The sequence below is a fragment of the Albibacterium bauzanense genome, assembly GCF_004339765.1.
In the GTDB taxonomy this organism is placed as follows: Bacteria; Bacteroidota; Bacteroidia; order Sphingobacteriales; family Sphingobacteriaceae; genus Albibacterium; species Albibacterium bauzanense.
The window spans coordinates 741,015-758,357 of sequence record NZ_SMGO01000001.1 but is presented as its reverse complement, the minus strand read 5'-3'; the positions used below and the strand labels follow the sequence as shown (position 1 = coordinate 758,357).

The 17,343-nt window shown below is 36.3% G+C and carries 17 protein-coding genes; 9 read left to right on the top strand and 8 right to left on the bottom strand.

The window, feature by feature from the left end:
- Window positions 1–32 precede the first annotated feature (32 nt).
- Genes C8N28_RS03495 through C8N28_RS03480 form a run of 4 tightly spaced genes read right to left on the bottom strand, consistent with a single transcriptional unit; the run spans window position 33 to window position 4,517 of the window.
- A complete protein-coding gene (locus C8N28_RS03495; protein WP_132221564.1) occupies window positions 33–497 on the bottom strand; it encodes a hypothetical protein in 465 nt (154 codons plus the stop codon).
- A gap of 2 nt (window positions 498–499) precedes the next feature.
- Entirely contained in the window at window positions 500–2,665 is a 2,166-nt protein-coding gene (locus C8N28_RS03490; RefSeq protein WP_132221562.1) for a sensor histidine kinase, read from the bottom strand.
- Entirely contained in the window at window positions 2,662–3,369 is a 708-nt protein-coding gene (locus C8N28_RS03485) for a hypothetical protein (protein ID WP_132221560.1), read from the bottom strand. Before C8N28_RS03485 ends, C8N28_RS03490 begins: the two co-directional genes overlap by 4 nt.
- A gap of 11 nt (window positions 3,370–3,380) precedes the next feature.
- Complete coding sequence (locus tag C8N28_RS03480; protein WP_132221558.1) at window positions 3,381–4,517, bottom strand: ThiF family adenylyltransferase; 1,137 nt, start codon at window positions 4,515–4,517, stop codon at window positions 3,381–3,383.
- A gap of 190 nt (window positions 4,518–4,707) precedes the next feature.
- On the opposite strand from C8N28_RS03480, the gene C8N28_RS03475 reads away from it, so the two are divergent.
- The 3 genes from C8N28_RS03475 to C8N28_RS03465 all read left to right on the top strand — a co-directional run bounded on the left by C8N28_RS03475 (window position 4,708) and on the right by C8N28_RS03465 (window position 6,347).
- On the top strand, window positions 4,708–5,172 hold the full coding sequence (locus C8N28_RS03475; RefSeq protein ID WP_132221556.1) for a response regulator: 465 nt from the start codon (window positions 4,708–4,710) through the stop codon (window positions 5,170–5,172).
- 120 nt (window positions 5,173–5,292) lie between these two features.
- Complete coding sequence (locus C8N28_RS03470; protein ID WP_132221554.1) at window positions 5,293–5,727, top strand: SRPBCC family protein; 435 nt, start codon at window positions 5,293–5,295, stop codon at window positions 5,725–5,727.
- A 104-nt stretch (window positions 5,728–5,831) separates the two neighbouring features.
- Window positions 5,832–6,347, top strand: coding sequence for a VanZ family protein (locus tag C8N28_RS03465; protein ID WP_132221552.1), 516 nt, complete (start codon window positions 5,832–5,834; stop codon window positions 6,345–6,347).
- A 33-nt stretch (window positions 6,348–6,380) separates the two neighbouring features.
- Here the strand turns inward: C8N28_RS03465 and C8N28_RS03460 are convergent, their stop codons facing one another.
- The gene (locus C8N28_RS03460) at window positions 6,381–7,028 is read right to left on the bottom strand and encodes a S8 family serine peptidase (RefSeq protein ID WP_132221550.1); all 648 of its coding nucleotides are present in this window, start codon (window positions 7,026–7,028) and stop codon (window positions 6,381–6,383) included.
- 268 nt (window positions 7,029–7,296) lie between these two features.
- On the opposite strand from C8N28_RS03460, the gene C8N28_RS03455 reads away from it, so the two are divergent.
- Complete coding sequence (locus tag C8N28_RS03455; RefSeq protein WP_132221548.1) at window positions 7,297–7,953, top strand: DUF6266 family protein; 657 nt, start codon at window positions 7,297–7,299, stop codon at window positions 7,951–7,953.
- A gap of 48 nt (window positions 7,954–8,001) precedes the next feature.
- Here C8N28_RS03455 and namA read toward each other — a convergent pair whose 3' ends face one another.
- The 3 genes from namA to C8N28_RS03440 are packed head-to-tail and all read right to left on the bottom strand — an operon-like array spanning window position 8,002 to window position 10,745.
- A complete protein-coding gene (gene namA / locus C8N28_RS03450; protein ID WP_132221546.1) occupies window positions 8,002–9,069 on the bottom strand; it encodes an NADPH dehydrogenase NamA in 1,068 nt (355 codons plus the stop codon).
- A 24-nt stretch (window positions 9,070–9,093) separates the two neighbouring features.
- A complete protein-coding gene (locus C8N28_RS13870; protein ID WP_132221544.1) occupies window positions 9,094–10,353 on the bottom strand; it encodes a M56 family metallopeptidase in 1,260 nt (419 codons plus the stop codon).
- Between the two features lie 20 nt (window positions 10,354–10,373).
- Window positions 10,374–10,745 carry a BlaI/MecI/CopY family transcriptional regulator gene (locus tag C8N28_RS03440; protein ID WP_132222537.1) on the bottom strand — a complete coding sequence of 124 codons (372 nt, stop codon included), beginning with the start codon at window positions 10,743–10,745 and terminating at the stop codon, window positions 10,374–10,376.
- 207 nt (window positions 10,746–10,952) lie between these two features.
- Between C8N28_RS03440 and C8N28_RS03435 the strand changes: the two genes are divergently transcribed.
- From C8N28_RS03435 to C8N28_RS03415, 5 genes are read left to right on the top strand one after another with little or no spacing between them, the layout of a single operon-like run.
- Window positions 10,953–11,663: a CDP-alcohol phosphatidyltransferase family protein gene (locus C8N28_RS03435; RefSeq protein ID WP_132221542.1), complete on the top strand. Its 711-nt coding sequence runs from the start codon at window positions 10,953–10,955 to the stop codon at window positions 11,661–11,663.
- Between the two features lie 30 nt (window positions 11,664–11,693).
- Entirely contained in the window at window positions 11,694–12,101 is a 408-nt protein-coding gene (locus tag C8N28_RS03430) for a GtrA family protein (RefSeq protein ID WP_132221540.1), read from the top strand.
- A 39-nt stretch (window positions 12,102–12,140) separates the two neighbouring features.
- Window positions 12,141–13,385 carry a TolC family protein gene (locus tag C8N28_RS03425; protein WP_132221538.1) on the top strand — a complete coding sequence of 415 codons (1,245 nt, stop codon included), beginning with the start codon at window positions 12,141–12,143 and terminating at the stop codon, window positions 13,383–13,385.
- A gap of 2 nt (window positions 13,386–13,387) precedes the next feature.
- On the top strand, window positions 13,388–14,311 hold the full coding sequence (locus C8N28_RS03420; RefSeq protein WP_132221536.1) for an efflux RND transporter periplasmic adaptor subunit: 924 nt from the start codon (window positions 13,388–13,390) through the stop codon (window positions 14,309–14,311).
- A 5-nt stretch (window positions 14,312–14,316) separates the two neighbouring features.
- A complete protein-coding gene (locus tag C8N28_RS03415; RefSeq protein ID WP_132221534.1) occupies window positions 14,317–17,343 on the top strand; it encodes an efflux RND transporter permease subunit in 3,027 nt (1,008 codons plus the stop codon).

The window sequence follows — 17,343 nt, the reverse complement described above, 5'->3', positions numbered from 1 at the left end:
TCGCTTTCAATATTTAAATAGATTTACCTTACTCAAAAAAACCTAAAATACGGCCTACTGGTAAACGGAGAAAATTCCCAAGGGATGGATGTGAAAATAATTAATAGCGCTATAGAATACCAGATAGCTGTTGACTTAAACTTGTCTTTATCAACCTTCTTTCTTCGGGCTATTCCTGCACCTGCAGTTATAAGCGTCATAGCTATGAGCATCATCGTTATATGCTCCATACCAAAAAATCTAAGTTGAGTTTGATGTATGCTCTCCTTAAAGTTATGAAGAAAATAATCAACTATCGGACTAATATAATAAAGCCATAAACCGATAATTAGCTGTGTATGAGCAATAGAAACCGTGATAATCCTTATTATTCTATCAGATTTAGTATAAGGCTTATTCTTTAACCATCCTCTGTAGGCGAGGTAAATAGAAACAATTAAACTTATCAATACAAACCATCGAACTAAGGAATGTAAGGTCAATAATGTTAAATACATGTTTAAATATCACTTTGTTTAACAGGTATCTTTACCGTAAACTCAGAGCCTTCTCCAAGTACAGAGTTGACGATAATTTCTCCTTGATGCTTTAATATAGTTTGATAAACAATCGATAAACCAAGGCCCGTTCCTTCTCCAACATCCTTCGTTGTAAAGAAAGGATCAAAAATTTTACCGCGTATCGCCTCATCAATGCCAAAGCCATTGTCCTTAACCTGGATATAAACAAATTCGCCTTCTTGATAAGTATTTACTTCTAATTCGGCTCCATGCTTGCTGCCAAATTTCTTTTTTACAGAATAAGACGCATTTGTTAGCAAATTTAAAAACACTTGATTAAGCTTGCCCGGATAACATTCTATGAGAGGTAATTTGCCATAGTTTGTCTTTATATTAATCGTATCTTTCAATGAGCTATCAAGAATCACCAAGGTTGATTTCATACCTAAGTTAATGTCGGCCATTTTCAAATCGTCTTCATCAACGCGAGAAAAGATACGCAAGCTCTTCACAATCCCTGCAGTTCTGTTAGCCCCTTCCTCAATTCCCATTAAAAGAGATTGAATTTCCTCTTTTATATATTCGATCTCTAAATCCTCTTTAACTTTACTTATATCATCCTTTTTATCAAATACGGATGATGAAGATAAACTAATTCGTTCCATTTCAGTAAGAGCTTGAAAGGTCTGGTCAATATCCCTTCTTAGAGGAGTTATGCTGGCTGTAACAAAATTAATCGGGTTGTTAATTTCGTGTGCAATACCTGCAGTTAACATACCCAGAGAAGCCAGCTTTTCTGTCTCTATCAATTGAGTCTGTGCCTGTTTTAAATCAAGCAGTGACTTCTGAAGATCATCGTTTGATTTGCTCAGATCCAACGTTCTTTTATTGACTTCCTTTTCAAGGAAAGCATTTTGTTCCCTGATAATTCTTTCGTTTTCTTTTAAAGTATTTAAAGCCTCTGTTTGTGAAGCTTCCTTCTCTTTTCTATACGTATTTATTTCATCAGCTAGAGCAAAAGAAAGCAGTACAATTTGAATAACAGATCCCAGCATCAAAATGTAAGGAGAGAATGTGCTATAGGGGATAAGGATCGTGAAGTTTGTTAAAACGAAAATGATAATACAAACAAAGAACAAAGCAAAGGCTATTAAGAAAAATTTAGCCGGCCTGTAATTCATTCGCATAATAACAAAAGCAACAAACATCGCATATATTGCACCTGCCAAAGCAATAAGTTGAAGTATTTTTACTCCAAAAACATTAAAGCCTGCCATTCCTATAATAGTGGCACTAATACATAAAAAGATATAGATGTTGATGCCAGTATCTAGTTTCGGTGTAAAAGAACGCGTATGTAAAAACTTTTTGACGAAGAAGGCAGTCGACAAACCCGATAGCATCGGGACTAAAAAAGTGCTATTTAATGCCAAGAAGGGCGTATCAGGCCACAGGTATTTGAATGCGAATCCATGAAAATTTATCTGAACCAATCCAACACATAAAATAAAGAAAATGTAATAGATGTAGCTGACGTTTTTTACGGTATAATAAATAAAAATATGGTAAAAAGCCATAATAAGGATCATTCCAATATAGATCCCGGTTATAATAGCTCTTGTTGATTCCCAATGAGATATTGTTGATTCATTACCCAAATAAAAAGCAGTCTGCAGCTGATCCTTCGACTGGATACTGATGTAAAAATAACGGGAAGTATTATATGGAATTTTTACAGGAAAAATGTAATTAGGGCTTTCTCTAAAACGTTCTTTATAAGTTTTATATTCCCCTAATTCCAAACTATCCCACTTACCTGAAAGGTCTTGAGTATAAAGGCTAATCTTATCAATAGAAGGTTGCGAAGCCATTAAAAAGAGATTTTCCTCTTGCGTTTCATTCTTGATTTGAAATTTAACCCAGACCTTGGAGTCTGTAATTCCAAAATTGAGATTTGAATCAATATCTAAGAGGAACTGTTTTTTAACAACATCTGTTATTGATAACTCTTTTGTTTCATCAATGTATACACCAACACCTTTATCTATTCCGAAAAGTACTTGCTCATTATCAAAAATATAATCGACTCTACCATCGCTAGCATAACCAACACCGCTATTAAAGAGTAGCAATACTAGTATCAGATAATATTTTTTAATACTCATATTTGCTTTTCTAGATTAGGTATCTTTAAGTTGTATTCTACTTCAAAGGTGCCTTTGGGGCCTTTTTCCATTATAAATTGATGAGGATCATTTCGCAGAGAAATAATCTTTTCTCGCTCTGTTGGATCTGCCGTACTTAAATCATAAATATTCCTTAATCGCATAGCAGTCGCAATCAAATCATCCTTTGGATAGTAAAAAAGTCCCTTATCTCCCAAAGATTCCTCAACAACTGCACCCACTCGTTTTCCCATCCTTACTGTAATCGGCGCACATAAAACAAAGATGCTTTTTAAAGATAGTTGGGATGCAATGGCCGCTCCTACACGAGATAGGATATAACTCCCAATTCCCATTCCTGCAACCTCTCTGGAGTTCCAAAGGCCGCAAAGTTCACAGGTGCCGCCCGATAGCTGATCCTCTTTCACCATCTTAAAAATCCCATCATCATATTTTCCTAATGCATCTTCAATAGGTAAACTATAGTGCCCTGTAACAACCTGTAATCTCGCACCCCCATATACTATTTTCGTCTTTTGATCTTCTACTAAAATAACGTTCGTATTATAGTCATCCACCCACTCTTGCCTATTGGATGTAATCTTGGTTATTCCAAAAATCTCAAGCAGTTTTTTATGACCGACAATAAATTTCTCACAAGCTTCAGGATCATCCGGGGCTCTAAAGGTTCTTATCTGAATCATTTTTAGAAAATTTATGAAGGTTGGTTTTCTTTATTGTTATCTGCTGTTATCAGTTCGTCAAAATCAACGAAATATCTTCCTGAATCTTTAAAATGATCCAATAAAATTCTTCTGCAAGTATCAGTCACCATTGCTCCACCTAAGGTTACAGCCGATGCTAATTGCGGCCAACCTACAATCGTTTTATTCATATTAGCTAAGGATTGCTTCATTTTTGAAGAAACGTTTTCAATACCGATGATTTGTGCCAGAAAAGATATTTTATGTTCAACAGCCAGGCCTGCAAATTTAGCAATTAATTCTTCAGGTGTTAAATTTTCAAGTTCTTTTGTTCTGCCATGAAAGATAGGTCTATCTGGCTCCAAATCAAACCGTTCTACATCCAGCATTCCGCGGTCGTTGGTATCCATCACAACTGGTATTTGATATTTCTTAGCCATAATCCTGCTTAATACTTTAATCTCCAGTCCGTCGCACTCTTCTACCAAAATATCGATCGAACCATTGTCAGTAAAGAAGCTTGCAATATTATCGCTCGTTAAACCTTCCATAAAGCAGCTTACTTTAACAAAAGGATCTAATTCTGCAATCTGTCGCGCAGCAATAACTACTTTGCTCATCCCCAAATCCTGCACGCCTACTCTTAGTCGGTTCATATTACTTAACTCAATGTCGTCAAAGTCGGCTAAATGAAGTGCACCACAAGTACGTTCCATTGCAAGCGTAAGCGCAATACTTTGTCCTACCGATAGTCCGATGATTCCTATCTTCTTGCCTTTTAAAAGCTCAATCTCTTCCGGAGCTATTTTATACATGTTTCTATTGGTTCGCACCTTAATAAACTCTTCTTCGTCTAATAAGTGGACTAAATTATTAGACCAGGGATAGTACACCCAAACACCGTATTTGCTTAGATCCCGTATTTGAACATGATCTTTTATCAAATTATCCATAGCCTCTTTACTCAATCTTTCTGTTGGATTTGATAATTTTATGAGCTCGGTAAGTTGATTGTAAATTGTATCGTATTGTTTTATATTGTCGGTAGAACGTAATAGCTCTTGAAAAGCTTCTTCATCGTGAAGGTTATTCAGCCTATAAAACAAAGGTTTATAGATTGAATGTAATTGGTTAATTGTTTTGTGCACGTTAGAATAGGTTTTAGTATCAATAAAGATACTTTCTTTTTCTATGAAAACAGTTCTTTGTCATGAACTTATTAATTTAATATAATTGGGGTTCCTGCAAAATAGCGACCCTTTCATTAAGTTTTTTTGCAAAAAACATTAATTTAGTATTAACTTTAGGAAGTGAATTGTTTTTAGAAGGAATATATTTATGGCAGAGAAGGTAATATCAATATTATATGTAGACGATGAGATGATTAATCTATTGTCTTTTCGCGCTGTGTATCGATCCAAGTATAATATTTTTACAGCTATTAGTGGTGCTGAAGGATTGGAGATTCTGGATAAAAACGAAATACATATTGTTATTACAGATCAGCGTATGCCCAATATGACCGGGGTAGAGTTTCTTGAAAAGGTTATTGAAACACATCCGGCCCCCATTCGTATCCTTTTAACGGGCTATACAGATATGTCTGCTATCATAGCAGCCGTAAACAAAGGAAATATCTATCATTATTTGAACAAGCCCTGGGATGATAAGGAAATGTCAAGAATTATTGAAGAGGCCTATGATGTTTATCTTAAAAAGATTGAAATCATGAATGAAAATAAAGAACTCTCAATTACTAATTCCCAGTTAGAGTTTTTACTTCGTCAAAAACTACTCTCTTAAACTCACATTTATTTATTTTCTTGTCGTAATTAACCTCTTAATTTGTCGTAATATCAATAGCTTATATCTATAGAAAGGCGTTAATTTAGCCTTAGATTATGAAACATAAATTATTGAGAAATGAATAAATCAACAAAAAACGAAAAACCAAGCATCACAGTGGAGGCAATAGTAGCAGCACCTATTGAAAAGGTTTGGAAATTTTGGACAGAACCCTCTCATATTCAGAATTGGTGTTCAGCTTCCGACGATTGGTATGTTCCGGCAGCCGAAAACGATTTAAAAGTAGGAGGGAAATTTAGTACGACCATGTCAGCAAAAGATAAAAGCTTCAGCTTTGATTTTAATGGCGTATACACTGAAGTTAAACATCATGAAACCATTACATATACAACTGGTGATGGAAGAAAGGTCATGATATCGTTTAGCGACCAAGGCAAAAACACAAAAATTGTTGAAACATTTGAAGCAGAAAAGACCAACTCGCTTGAAATGCAAAAAGATGGCTGGCAATCGATATTAGATAACTTCAAAAAATATACTGAAATTCATTGATGATAAGAAACCATCATGGGCATGCCGTTCTTTCTTCACAGATGAAAGTGTGAGCAAAGTGCGAAAAACAAGATGATGCATCAGACATTAGAGAAGATAATAATATGACAAATAAGTTAACCAGTGTGTTATTCGTAATCTATTTGATTGCATTATTTTGGATCATCCTATTCAAATTTAATGTGCAATTCTCTTATATGGGAAATACCAGAAGTGTAAATCTAATTCCGTTTAATCAACCTTTAGTATTAAATGGTAAAATTTCATTTGCTGAAATGATATTGAATATAGTGATTTTTGTACCACTTGGTATCTATGCGGCAGCCCTATTTGAAAGGTGGACTATTGGAAAACAACTTTTCTTTGTTTTCTTGATCAGTTTATTAATTGAAGTCCTTCAATTTATTTTGATATTGGGAGCTTTTGATATTACAGATATAATTACTAACACTTTAGGTGGAATAATTGGATTACTGATATTCAAAGGCCTTAAGAGAGCATTTGGAAATAGTGTTAAGGCACAAAAGCTCATCAATATAATTGCAACAATAGGGACTATCTTAATGATTTCGTTGCTATTATTTCTAAAAATAAATAAACTTTTCATGTTTAGAATGTAGTGTTTATAGCTAACGAAGTACTATTGGGCATCTTTACAAATCCTTAAACGTTTCTTTAGGTAAATATTCGGCAGTTGAACCAAATTCAATCTTCATATAGAAATTGGGTTCTGAATATACAACTAAACCACTTTCTTGGTATTTATTTGCTATTTCCAGTGCATCAGCCAATCTGGGTACAGTTAACAAAGTATATATATCCGTTTCTTCAATAATTCGAACACCATATCGATCATTAATTTTCTTTATTTCAGCCGGAGAAGTAGTTGGTTTAAATTTTACAGCAAATTCATCTGTGAAAAACATTTCTGAATCGGAACCTGAAGCTAAGATATAAACTGGGTTAGCTGAAATAACATTGTTATCTTTAGTTAAAAGTGTCATAACGTTGTTCACCACATTCGGGTTCAGAGTTATAACAACTGTACGCTCATTATGCCATAGAAATTCTGCTCCTTTCGCAAAAGAAGCTATATCTGAAGTTGACTTTTTAGCAGCTTCATTATCGTTGTATTTGACTGCCAATTTGTTGTTCAGCTTGTTTATATAAATCTTTTCTTCGAATCCATAATAGTAATAACGTTCTCCATTACGGATTTTGCTATTATCTTCCTTCTTACATCCCCATATAATTAACATGAATATACCCAATAGGTATAAAACTGGTTGTTTGTTCTTCATAATGGTTTATCGTTTTGGTATCAGGTATTTTTAGAACGGAAGCTGATATTGAATTGCTACAATTTAATAAATTATTGCATAATGCAGATTAGAAAATCGTTCATATCTCGATTTGCTTAAATAAGGTTCAAACAAGGTTCAAACAGGGGCAAAACAGTCATATCGACCCTGTTTGAACCTTGTTTGGTTCTTGCTAAATCCTGCTTTAATTAGCTTATGCATAAAGTATTGGCTATCTTAAGGTTTTATCAAATTTAAATGTAAGGCAATGGCGAGATTGAAAAAGGGAATAAATGGACCTATATCTGGTAAGGTAGGGGACGTTGTGGGTAGTAGTTGGAATGGGATCGATTATATTAAAAGTTTACCTGATAGGAAGAAACCACCAACAGAGAACGAATTAAAGAATCGATTTAGGTTTGGACTTTCGCAGTTATGGCTTCGTCCATTATTGGTATTTGTTAGGGCAGGGTTTAAAGGATATACCGAAACTTTTGAAGGATTCTCTGCAGCAAAATCTTATCTCTCGAGAAATGCATTAGAAGGAGAGGGGTTTGAAACGACAGTAAATCCGGCATTTGTAAAAGTGAGCTATGGCGATTTGCCATTATCCGAAGATATACAGTTTGAGAAGATCAGTGATTCAGAACTTCTTTTTACCTGGAATCCGGATAGGGTTAAAGGTGCTTATCCTGATGATCAGATCATGCTGTTGGCTTACAATATAGAGAAAGAGGACGAGGTAAACAGCGGAAATGCATTCTTTAGCCTAACTGGTCAGTTTAGGAAAACAGGAAGCGATACATTAAGTATATCTCCGGATAGTTTTAGCCCAAATAAAACCTATCATATTTATGCTGCGTTTTCAGCATTTGATAGGAGCAACCAGTCGGATAGTGTTTATCTCGGAGCGGTTGAAATGTAATCGTGGTTAAAATATAACTAAGCTTTTCTGAAAGCAGTGTCGTTGAATCTATCTGGGTTTAGCGCGTTCGTATTGAAGTGGCCAGTCTATTTCTGCGTTTAGTTTTTGTGCAAAAATGAGTGGTAAATAGGGGTTGCGTAATGATTCGCGGGCAAATAGAATTAGGTCGGCTTTGCCATCTTGTAAAAGTTGTTCGGCTTGTTCAGCATCAGTAATTAACCCGACTGCAGCGGTTAAGATATTTGCATTCTTTCTTATTGCTTCTGCAAGGGGCGATTGATAGCCAGGAACTAGCGGAATTTTTACTCCGGAGATTACTCCTCCCGATGAGCAATCGATTAAATCAACTCCTTTTGTTTTTAAGATTTTGCTCAGATCGATGGAGTCTTCAATCTGCCAGCCATTTTCAACCCAATCGGTGGCTGATATGCGAACAAAAAGTGGATAGCTTTCGGGCCAGACTTCTCTGATAGCTTGAATGACTTCCAGCAATAAACGGATTCTGTTTTCAAAAGATCCGCCATATTCATCCTCGCGTTGGTTACTGAGTGGTGATAAGAATTGGTTTATTAAATAGCCATGTGCTGCATGAATTTCGATCAATTGAAATCCGGCTTCCAGAGCACGTTCGGCAGCATCTTTAAAGCTGCTGATAATTCTTTCGATACCTTGTTTATCCAGAGCAAGGGGAGGGCGGTTATTGCTGTTAAATGCTATTGCACTGGGTGCTAAAGTTTGCCAGCCACCTTCTTCAAGAGAGAGTTGTGTAGCACCATTCCAGGGAGAAGAGCTGCTTGCTTTTCGACCTGCATGTGCCAGTTGAACACCGGCAACTGCTCCGTGTTGATGAATGAAATTAGTTATTCTTTTTAATTCAGGGATGTGTTCATCTTTCCAGATGCCCAGATCTTCTGGTGAAATTCTGCCTTCAGGCGTTATGGAAGTGGCTTCTGCGATAATTAGTCCGGCTCCGCCTACAGCACGGCTTCCAAGATGAACCAGGTGCCAGTCGTTTGCAAAACCATCCTGAGCAGAATATTGACACATGGGAGAAACAACGATTCTGTTTTTGAACGTTACTTCTCTTACGCTAAGTGGACTGAATAATATTGACATGCATTAAATATAGAGATTTTATATTTAAGATTTAGCCAAGCTGTTAAGTTGTATAGGTAAGGTAAATTGTACGCGGACTGGTCTTGTGTTTTGTATGCCTGGTTTCCATTTCGGTGCGTTTTCTAATAAGCGTTTTACTTCTTCAAAGGTTCCATGACCAGGATCTCGCAGACTTTTTATAGTTGATAGAGAACCATCTGTTTCCACAATAAAGCTAACGAGTACTCTAACATTCGAGTTACTGTCGCTAGCTGGATAGGCTTCTTTTGAAAAGTTGGCGTTTTCACCTATGTATTTATAGAACTCTTCTAATCCGCCAATAGGTTCAGGAGGCTCTTCAACAGATGTGAAAATGTGTGTGTCAGTAGGTTCATTGGTTGCTTTTGAATTCTCTCCGCTAGTTTCTTCTATAGTATTTAAGGGCGATGTTACAGGGTTATTTAGGGTGACAAGAGGTTTTGCGCTTGTTTCAATCGATTTCCCAGATTGAAGAGCGAATGCTATTAGCATGACTGGAATTAGAAGTGAGAACCGTATCAATACTGATTTCTTTGATTTGTTTTTAAATAACATCGTAACCCTGCTTTTTAAAAATGGTTTATTAAAGAAATTGTTCATGATAGAATGTACGGGAGTAGAAAAAGCGTGACTTACTAATAAATTCGCATAATTAATTCGGTCGTCATTGGTGCTAGTAGCTTTTTCATCTGCAATGTATTCATGATTGAGCTTGACAGATCGAAGCAGAAAATAAACGAGTGGGTTAAACCAATTGATGATTTGGATGAATTCAAAAAATAAGATATCCAGGCTATGGTATTCTTGAGCATGAATATCCTCATGCGCTACAACTTTAGCATATCCATCTATATTCGGGTCAACCCTTACAAAGTTAAGAAAGGAGTAGGCATCGCCTGAAGCCGGTTTATTTAAGTTCTTTTTAAAGATGAAAAGTCGGTATAAAAGCCATAGAATGGATAGTGAGCAACCGATAGTATAGATGGTAGTTAAGGCTGATAAACCGCTTTCGGAATTGCTGTAAGATACAGTAGCCGGATTAATTTCGGCTAAAGGAAGTACTGCAGAAATAGGAAGAACGGTAGAGAATAATTCTGAACTGGCTTTAAATATTTTCAGATCTAAGAGGGGAATAATGAAGGAAAATAACGTACTGCCTATCAAATACAATCTGTTTAATTGAAAGAAGGTTTCTTTTCGTAAAAAGAACCAGTAGAATCCGTAAAAGATTGCCAGGTAGGCATTTGCCCATAATAGATATTCCATAACCTTGGGGTTTTAATTGTTTATTTCTTTTTTGCGTCTTCAATTATTTTAAGGATCTCATCCATTTCTTTGACATTCAGCTTTTCTTTTTTAAGAAAGAAGGAGAGCATGTTTTGTGCAGAATTGTCGAAATAAGAAGATATCAGCTTGCCTGATGCAAAGTTTTTATAGGCATCTTTTAAAACAAGTGGATAGTAACGGTGGCTTTTTCCGAAGCTTTCATGAGCTACAAAACCTTTCGTTTCTAAGATTCTGATAATGGTAGACACCGTATTATAAGCTGGTTTAGGTTCAGGAAGCTCTTTAATAATATCTTTTACAAAAGCTTTTTCCAGTACCCATAACTTTTGCATAATTTCCTCTTCGGCTCTTGTTAATTCTTTGATTTCCATGGTGTGTTTCATATGTAAATAATTTGACCTTTAATGGTCATATGGAATATCCAATGTGTTTTCATCCGTGTTTGTGCAGCCTGTGCTACATGGATATTTCATATAATCAAATATAATACTAATGTCCTAGTTTCGCAACTAGTTTATTAGTTGTAATTGTAGATACTTCTGTTTGTGTATATTTGCAGGCAAAATTAGGATGAAACAATGACAGATTTAGAAGTGGCTGAAAGGGCAAAGAAAAAAAAGCTATTTAAAGATAGAAAACGGACTAATATTTTGAGTGGCCCGGAGCAAACATTCATCTCTTTTCTGGTTGCGAGAATACCTGCATTTATAACACCTAATAGGCTTACGGCTATTGGCCTGTTTGGTTCATTACTGGTTATGCTGGGTTTTATACTGGCATATTATGGTAGTCAGCTTTTTCTTTTATTGGGCGTAGCCGGACTTTTTATTAACTGGTTTGGAGATTCGCTCGATGGCAGAATTGCTTATTATAGGAATATACCGAGGAAATGGTATGGCTTTTCGCTTGATATTGTCATGGACTGGGTGGGTACGGTATTGATCGGTATGGGTTACTTCTTTTATGCCAAAGACGGTTATGAGGTGCTTGCTTTTCTCTTTGTAGTGCTATATGGCTGGGCAATGATCATATCACAGCTTCGATACCGGATTACAGATGTTTATACCATTGATGCCGGCTTGATGGGGCCTACAGAGATACGGATCGTTATCGCTTTAATGATTTTGATTGAAATGTTATTCTTTAATACAATTCACTTTTTCGTTGGTGGTATTTGTGTTATTCTCTTTATCATTAATATTATTGATACCCGAAAACTCTTGAAATTGGGTGATGACCGGGATATTGCAGATAGAAAGGTTAAGGAATTAAATAAGCTTATTGATTAAGAATATACCTGTTTATTTTAAATAGTTATTTTGAAGAAGAAATCTTCCTTTCTTGTTTTCATAAAAGCTCAGGCATCAGCTTTCATTGGAGGGCTGGTAGATTATTCAATCATGATAATCTGTACCGAGATAATCCATATTCATTATACGATCTCAATTGTTATTAGCGGCTTTATTGGTGCCATTGTTAATTTTTCTATTAATAGAAAATGGACTTACCGTGCGGATAAGCTGGAAGTAAAAGGCCAATTATTAAAGTTTGTTGTGGTTGTTGTTGGTAGCGTGTTCTTGAAATCTGCAGGTACCTACCTGTTTACCAATTGGTTGAGAATTGATTATAAGATAAGCAGGATTATGACAGATATTCTAGTTTCACTTGGGTTCAATTATACCTTACAAACTTATTGGGTGTTTAAAAAAGGTGAAGCACTGAAATAAATTCAGAAAGTATTCAGATTTCATAGCTAGTTTTCGGTTATGAAAATTGGGATAAGCATATTTAATTTATTATTAATTGTATGGAGCTTATCTGTATCCGCTCAGGATAAAGATTTAAATTACTTTATTAATGCGTCTGAGAGAAATAGCCCTGTTTTTGTAGACCTCCAAAATCAAATCCAGTCATTAGACTTGGATAATCAGCAAATAAAATCTTCTTACGGACCGCAAGTTTCTGCAGGATCTAATTTAATGTATGCCCCGGTTATTAACGGTTATGGTTATGATGATGCTATCACAAATGGGCAGCTGGTAAGTGCTTTGGTAACTGTTAACAAGGAACTTGTTGGTCGTAAGAAATTAAATGCTCAATTATTGGGTGTTGAGCTTGATAAGAACGCATTAAATAATCAATATAAACTAGCTGGAGCTAGTTTAAGAAAAAGTATTACCGAACAATATGTGCTTGTTTATGGCGAACAGGAGCAGCTTTTGCTTTCTTCTGAAATAATGGATCTGCTTTATGGAGAAGATCAGGTTTTAAAGCTTTTAACTCAAAAGGCTGTGTTTACGCAAACTGAATATTTGACCTTTAATGTGACTTTGAAACAGCGCGAATTAGCTCATAAACAGTTGCATGGACAGTATCTTAATGATTTGGCAACGTTAAATTATTTAAGTGGAATTGTAGACACAACTCTTCAACATTTAGAAAAACCTGCTATTAAGAAGCTGGATGAGACTTCCTTTCAGAACAGTATTTATTATCAGAGCTTTCAAGTCGACAGTCTTAAAAATAGCAATAATGAGCAGTTGATTTTGCAATCATATCAACCTAAATTAAGCGTTTTTGCAGATGCCGGTTATCAGTCACCGTTGATTACGCACGCTTATAAAAATATGGGTTTTAGTGTTGGGCTAAATCTTTCAATTCCTATTTATGATGGTGGACAAAGGAGGATTGCTTTGGCAAAAAACAGACTGATTGAATCAACTGCTGTTGCTAATCGTGATTTTTCAAAGCAACAGTATCAACAGCAAATATTGCAAATTCAGCAGCAAGTAGAACAGTATAATGATATTTTAAAATTAGCAGAAGAGCAAATACAATATTCAAAGACCTTGGTGCAAGCCAATGCCTTGCAGTTGCAAAAAGGGGATGTACGTGTAGTTGATTTTGTTCTTTCTGTTAATAATTACCTGGATTTGAGGTCTGCTATTATTCAGAATTACGTTAATCAAGAGCAACTTATTAATCAGCTTAATTATTTGTTAATTCAATAGCTATGAGGTACTTATCAATTTATTCTTTATTGATATTTTGTTTAAGCATCAATGCTTGTCAGGTAAGCGACCCTGCAGCTGCCGAGCAAGCTCCTGCGGCTGCAGCTACACCTGTAACTGCAATAAGTATTGATTCTGCTTTATTACAGGAGAAGATTGAGCTGAATGCTACAGCTGTTTTTCTGCTTAAGAATTTTGTAAAAGCTAATACAACTGGTTATATAACTTCATCGAACATTGAGGTGGGCGATTGGATAAATCGAGGGCAGACGCTTTTTGTTATTAAAACAAAGGAGGCGGAGAGCCTCGGTAAGCTGATAACTAAGCTGGATACTTCTTTTAATTTTTCCGGAACTACTCAGGTCAAGAGTTCCGCCAGTGGTTATATTGTTCAATTAAATCATCAGGTAGGAGATTATGTTCAGGATGGTGAATCTTTGGCGCAGTTGTCTGACCAAAGCAGCTTTGGATTTATTATGAATTTGCCTTATGAGTATAATCAATTGCTGAAAGATAATAAGTTGATTGAGTTGGTATTGCCAGACGAGCGAGTTTTGCGAGGTATTATTTCGCAAACCATGCCCAGTGTAGATTCAGTTTCTCAAACACAGAGGGTACTTATAAAAGTTAGTGACGCTGCTAATATTCCTGAAAATTTGATAGCCAAAGTTTTGTTAGTTAAAAAGACCGCACAGTACCCTTCTTTGCCAAAGGAGGCAGTTCTTTCTGATGAGCAACAGCAGAATTTCTGGGTTATGAAGATGCAGAATGATTCAACAGCTGTTCGTACACCAATTCATAAGGGCCTGGAAACTGGTTCGCGTGTGGAGATTATATCACCTCAGTTCAGTCCTCAAGATCTGATTTTGATCAGTGGTAATTATGGATTGGCTGATACTGCAAAAGTTAGGTTGATTAAGGAATAAACGCTATGGATAATTCTTTCTTCTATCGATATAAAAATCCTTTACTGGTTATTGCCTTATTAATTATTATGGGTGGGGGTTATACTTATTCGCGCATGCAAACGGCTCTTTTTCCTGAAATTACCTTTCCTAAGATAAAGATTATTGCAGATGCCGGACAGCAGCCTGTAAAGCAAATGACGGTAACGGTTACGCGTCCGTTGGAGAATGCCATTAAACAAGTTCCTGGTTTGGTGAATATACGAAGTATAACAAGTAGGGGGAGTTGTGAAATATCGGCTTTTATTAACTGGAATGCTGATATTAATTTGAGCCAGCAACAGGTTGAATCTAAGATTAATCAGATAAGAAATCAATTGCCACCTGATATCCAGATTACAGTAGAGCAGATGAATCCTTCTATTTTGCCTGTAATTGGTTATTCTGTAAATAGTGCCAGTCGAAGTCCTTTGGAGTTAAAGCAACTGGCTTTACATACAATTAAGCCCTTTTTATCACAGGTAGAAGGAAGTAGTGATATTCGAATTGTGGGTGGTAAGGATAAGGAGTATTGGGTTGTGTTGGATAAGGAGAAGATGAGCAGATTGGGTTTAACGCCCGATGCTGTAAGTCAGGCTGTTAGTAGCACTAATTTTGTTAGTTCAAACGGGTATTTGTCTGATTATCGATTGATGTACTTAACGGTTACTGATGCACAGATTACCGATAAAGAGCAGTTGGCTGATCTGGTTGTTAAAAACGATGGCAAAAGGGTTATTCAACTGAAAGATATAGCGAGCGTTGAAATTCACGAAGCAAAAGAATATGTTAAAGTGAATGCGAATGGAGAAGAAAGTTTATTGATTGCTGTTGTTAAACAGCCAAATGCTAACTTGATTGATCTGAGTGTAAGGATGGAGGCGAAGATTGAGGAGCTGCAAAAGGCTTTACCTGCCGATATTATTATCAAACCATATTACGTACAGGCTGATTTCGTTAATGATTCTATAAAAAGTGTAAGCGATAGTTTGTGGATTGGTTTGGTATTAGCAATGGTGGTTGCGATCATTTTCCTGAGATCTTGGAAGGCGAGCTTAACGATCTTGATTACTATCCCTATTACCTTGAGCCTGACATTGATTGTTTTGTATTTCGTGGGCCAGACTTTTAATATTATGACTTTAGGGGCCATCGCTGCCGCGGTTGGTTTGATAATTGATGATGCCATTGTCGTAGTTGAGCAGATTCATCGTACTCATGAAGAGCATCCAACAGAATCTAGTAAGGTGCTGGTTCAGAAAGCTATTAATTTTCTATTAAAAGCAATGATTGGATCTTCCATCAGTACGATTGTTATTTTTCTTCCTTTTATATTAATGAGTGGTGTTGCCGGGGCTTACTTTAAAGTAATGACCGATACGATGATTATTACCTTGGTATGTTCCTTTTTTGCTACCTGGGTATTGCTTCCAGTTATTTATTTATTGCTTACTAAAAAAGAGAATAACTCTAAAGAAAGCATGGTTGAGCATGAGGTTAAGGAGCGTATATGGGTAGGTTTTTTTATTAGAAAGCCGGTTATCAGTTTGATAATTATGTTGCTGTTTATTATTTCAATGGTATTGATTTTACCACGATTAGCTACTGGATTTTTGCCTGAAATGGATGAAGGGAGTATCGTATTGGATTATGAATCTCCTCCAGGTACTACGTTGGAAGAAACGGACAGAATATTGAAAGAGGTTGAGAGAATGATTCTTGAAGTGCCTGAAGTTGAGTCGTATAGCAGGCGCACGGGTACGCAGATGGGTTTCTTTATTACAGAGCCGAACCAGGGAGATTATTTGATTCAATTGAAGAAAGACAGGACGCATACAACTGATGAAGTGATTGATGAGATACGAGCTAAGGTAGAGTCTTCTCAGCCAGCGTTGAGGATTGATTTTGGACAGGTTATTGGTGATATGCTGGGTGATTTAATGAGTTCGGTGCAGCCTATTGAAGTTAAAGTATTTGGCCCGGATCAGGAAAGGGTTCAAGCCTATGCAGCACAGATCAGTGAAATTGTTAGTCAGATAAAGGGTACTGCTGATGTTTTTGATGGGCGCATTATTGCCGGGCCTTCTGTTTCTATTAAGCCGAATGCCGTTCAGTTAGCACAATATAATATTACGCCTTTGATTTTACAGTATCAATTGCAAACCGCTCTGGAAGGAAATGTGATAGGTGATGTTTTTGATCCTTTGCAGCTTACACCTATTCGTATGATTTATCCACTAAGCAGTAGTTTGAATGTGAACGATGTTAATAATACGTCTGTTTTCTTGCCTGATGGAAAAATGAAACCTATTAGTGAGTTTGCTGATGTTACGATCCATTCGGGAGAAGCTGAAATAGATCGTGAAAACCTACAGGTTATGGGTGTAGTTACTGCTCGATTGGATAATCGGGATTTGGGTAGTACAATGAGTGATATTCAAACAGCGATAGCTACCAAGGTTTCTTTGGCAAATGGGTATACTCTTAGATATGGCGGGGCTTATGCTGAACAGCAGCAATCTTTTAAGGAGTTGTTTATGATTTTAGTGATTTCGAGTTTGCTGGTTTTTTCTGTTATATTATTCCTTTTTAAGGATATTTGGGTTGCTCTTATTATTCTTACTGTAGCAGTATTAGGGGTGTCTGGAAGTTGTATTTTGTTATTTTTAACGAATACTCCCTTGAATGTTGGAAGCTATACTGGTTTAATTATGATGGTGGGTATTGTGGGTGAGAATGCTATTTTTACGTATCTTCAATACGAGGATGCTTTGAAGAAGATGACTCAGGACAGGGCATTAATTTATGCCATCAGTACTCGTTTGAGACCTAAACTAATGACGGCTTTGGGCGCTATTATTGCGCTGGCGCCACTTGCCTTGGGAATAGGAACAGGCGCTCAGCTGCATCAGCCATTGGCAATTGCAGTTATAGGAGGCTTCTTGTTTGCTCTTCCATTGTTGTTAATTGTTTTACCATCTTTATTGAATTTAACAAGCCCGGGGAAAAACTGA

Coding starts and splice junctions, on each gene's coding strand:
- namA (WP_132221546.1), bottom strand. CDS start 9,069: ATGTCAATATTATTCAGTCCACTTAGCGTAAGAGAAGTAACGTTCAAA.
- C8N28_RS03460 (WP_132221550.1), bottom strand. CDS start 7,028: ATGAAGAACAAACAACCAGTTTTATACCTATTGGGTATATTCATGTTA.
- C8N28_RS03475 (WP_132221556.1), top strand. CDS start 4,708: ATGGCAGAGAAGGTAATATCAATATTATATGTAGACGATGAGATGATT.
- C8N28_RS13870 (WP_132221544.1), bottom strand. CDS start 10,353: ATGGAATATCTATTATGGGCAAATGCCTACCTGGCAATCTTTTACGGA.
- C8N28_RS03415 (WP_132221534.1), top strand. CDS start 14,317: ATGGATAATTCTTTCTTCTATCGATATAAAAATCCTTTACTGGTTATT.
- C8N28_RS03455 (WP_132221548.1), top strand. CDS start 7,297: ATGGCGAGATTGAAAAAGGGAATAAATGGACCTATATCTGGTAAGGTA.
- C8N28_RS03425 (WP_132221538.1), top strand. CDS start 12,141: ATGAAAATTGGGATAAGCATATTTAATTTATTATTAATTGTATGGAGC.
- C8N28_RS03440 (WP_132222537.1), bottom strand. CDS start 10,745: ATGGAAATCAAAGAATTAACAAGAGCCGAAGAGGAAATTATGCAAAAG.
- C8N28_RS03485 (WP_132221560.1), bottom strand. CDS start 3,369: ATGATTCAGATAAGAACCTTTAGAGCCCCGGATGATCCTGAAGCTTGT.
- C8N28_RS03490 (WP_132221562.1), bottom strand. CDS start 2,665: ATGAGTATTAAAAAATATTATCTGATACTAGTATTGCTACTCTTTAAT.
- C8N28_RS03470 (WP_132221554.1), top strand. CDS start 5,293: ATGAATAAATCAACAAAAAACGAAAAACCAAGCATCACAGTGGAGGCA.
- C8N28_RS03435 (WP_132221542.1), top strand. CDS start 10,953: ATGACAGATTTAGAAGTGGCTGAAAGGGCAAAGAAAAAAAAGCTATTT.
- C8N28_RS03495 (WP_132221564.1), bottom strand. CDS start 497: ATGTATTTAACATTATTGACCTTACATTCCTTAGTTCGATGGTTTGTA.
- C8N28_RS03465 (WP_132221552.1), top strand. CDS start 5,832: ATGACAAATAAGTTAACCAGTGTGTTATTCGTAATCTATTTGATTGCA.
- C8N28_RS03420 (WP_132221536.1), top strand. CDS start 13,388: ATGAGGTACTTATCAATTTATTCTTTATTGATATTTTGTTTAAGCATC.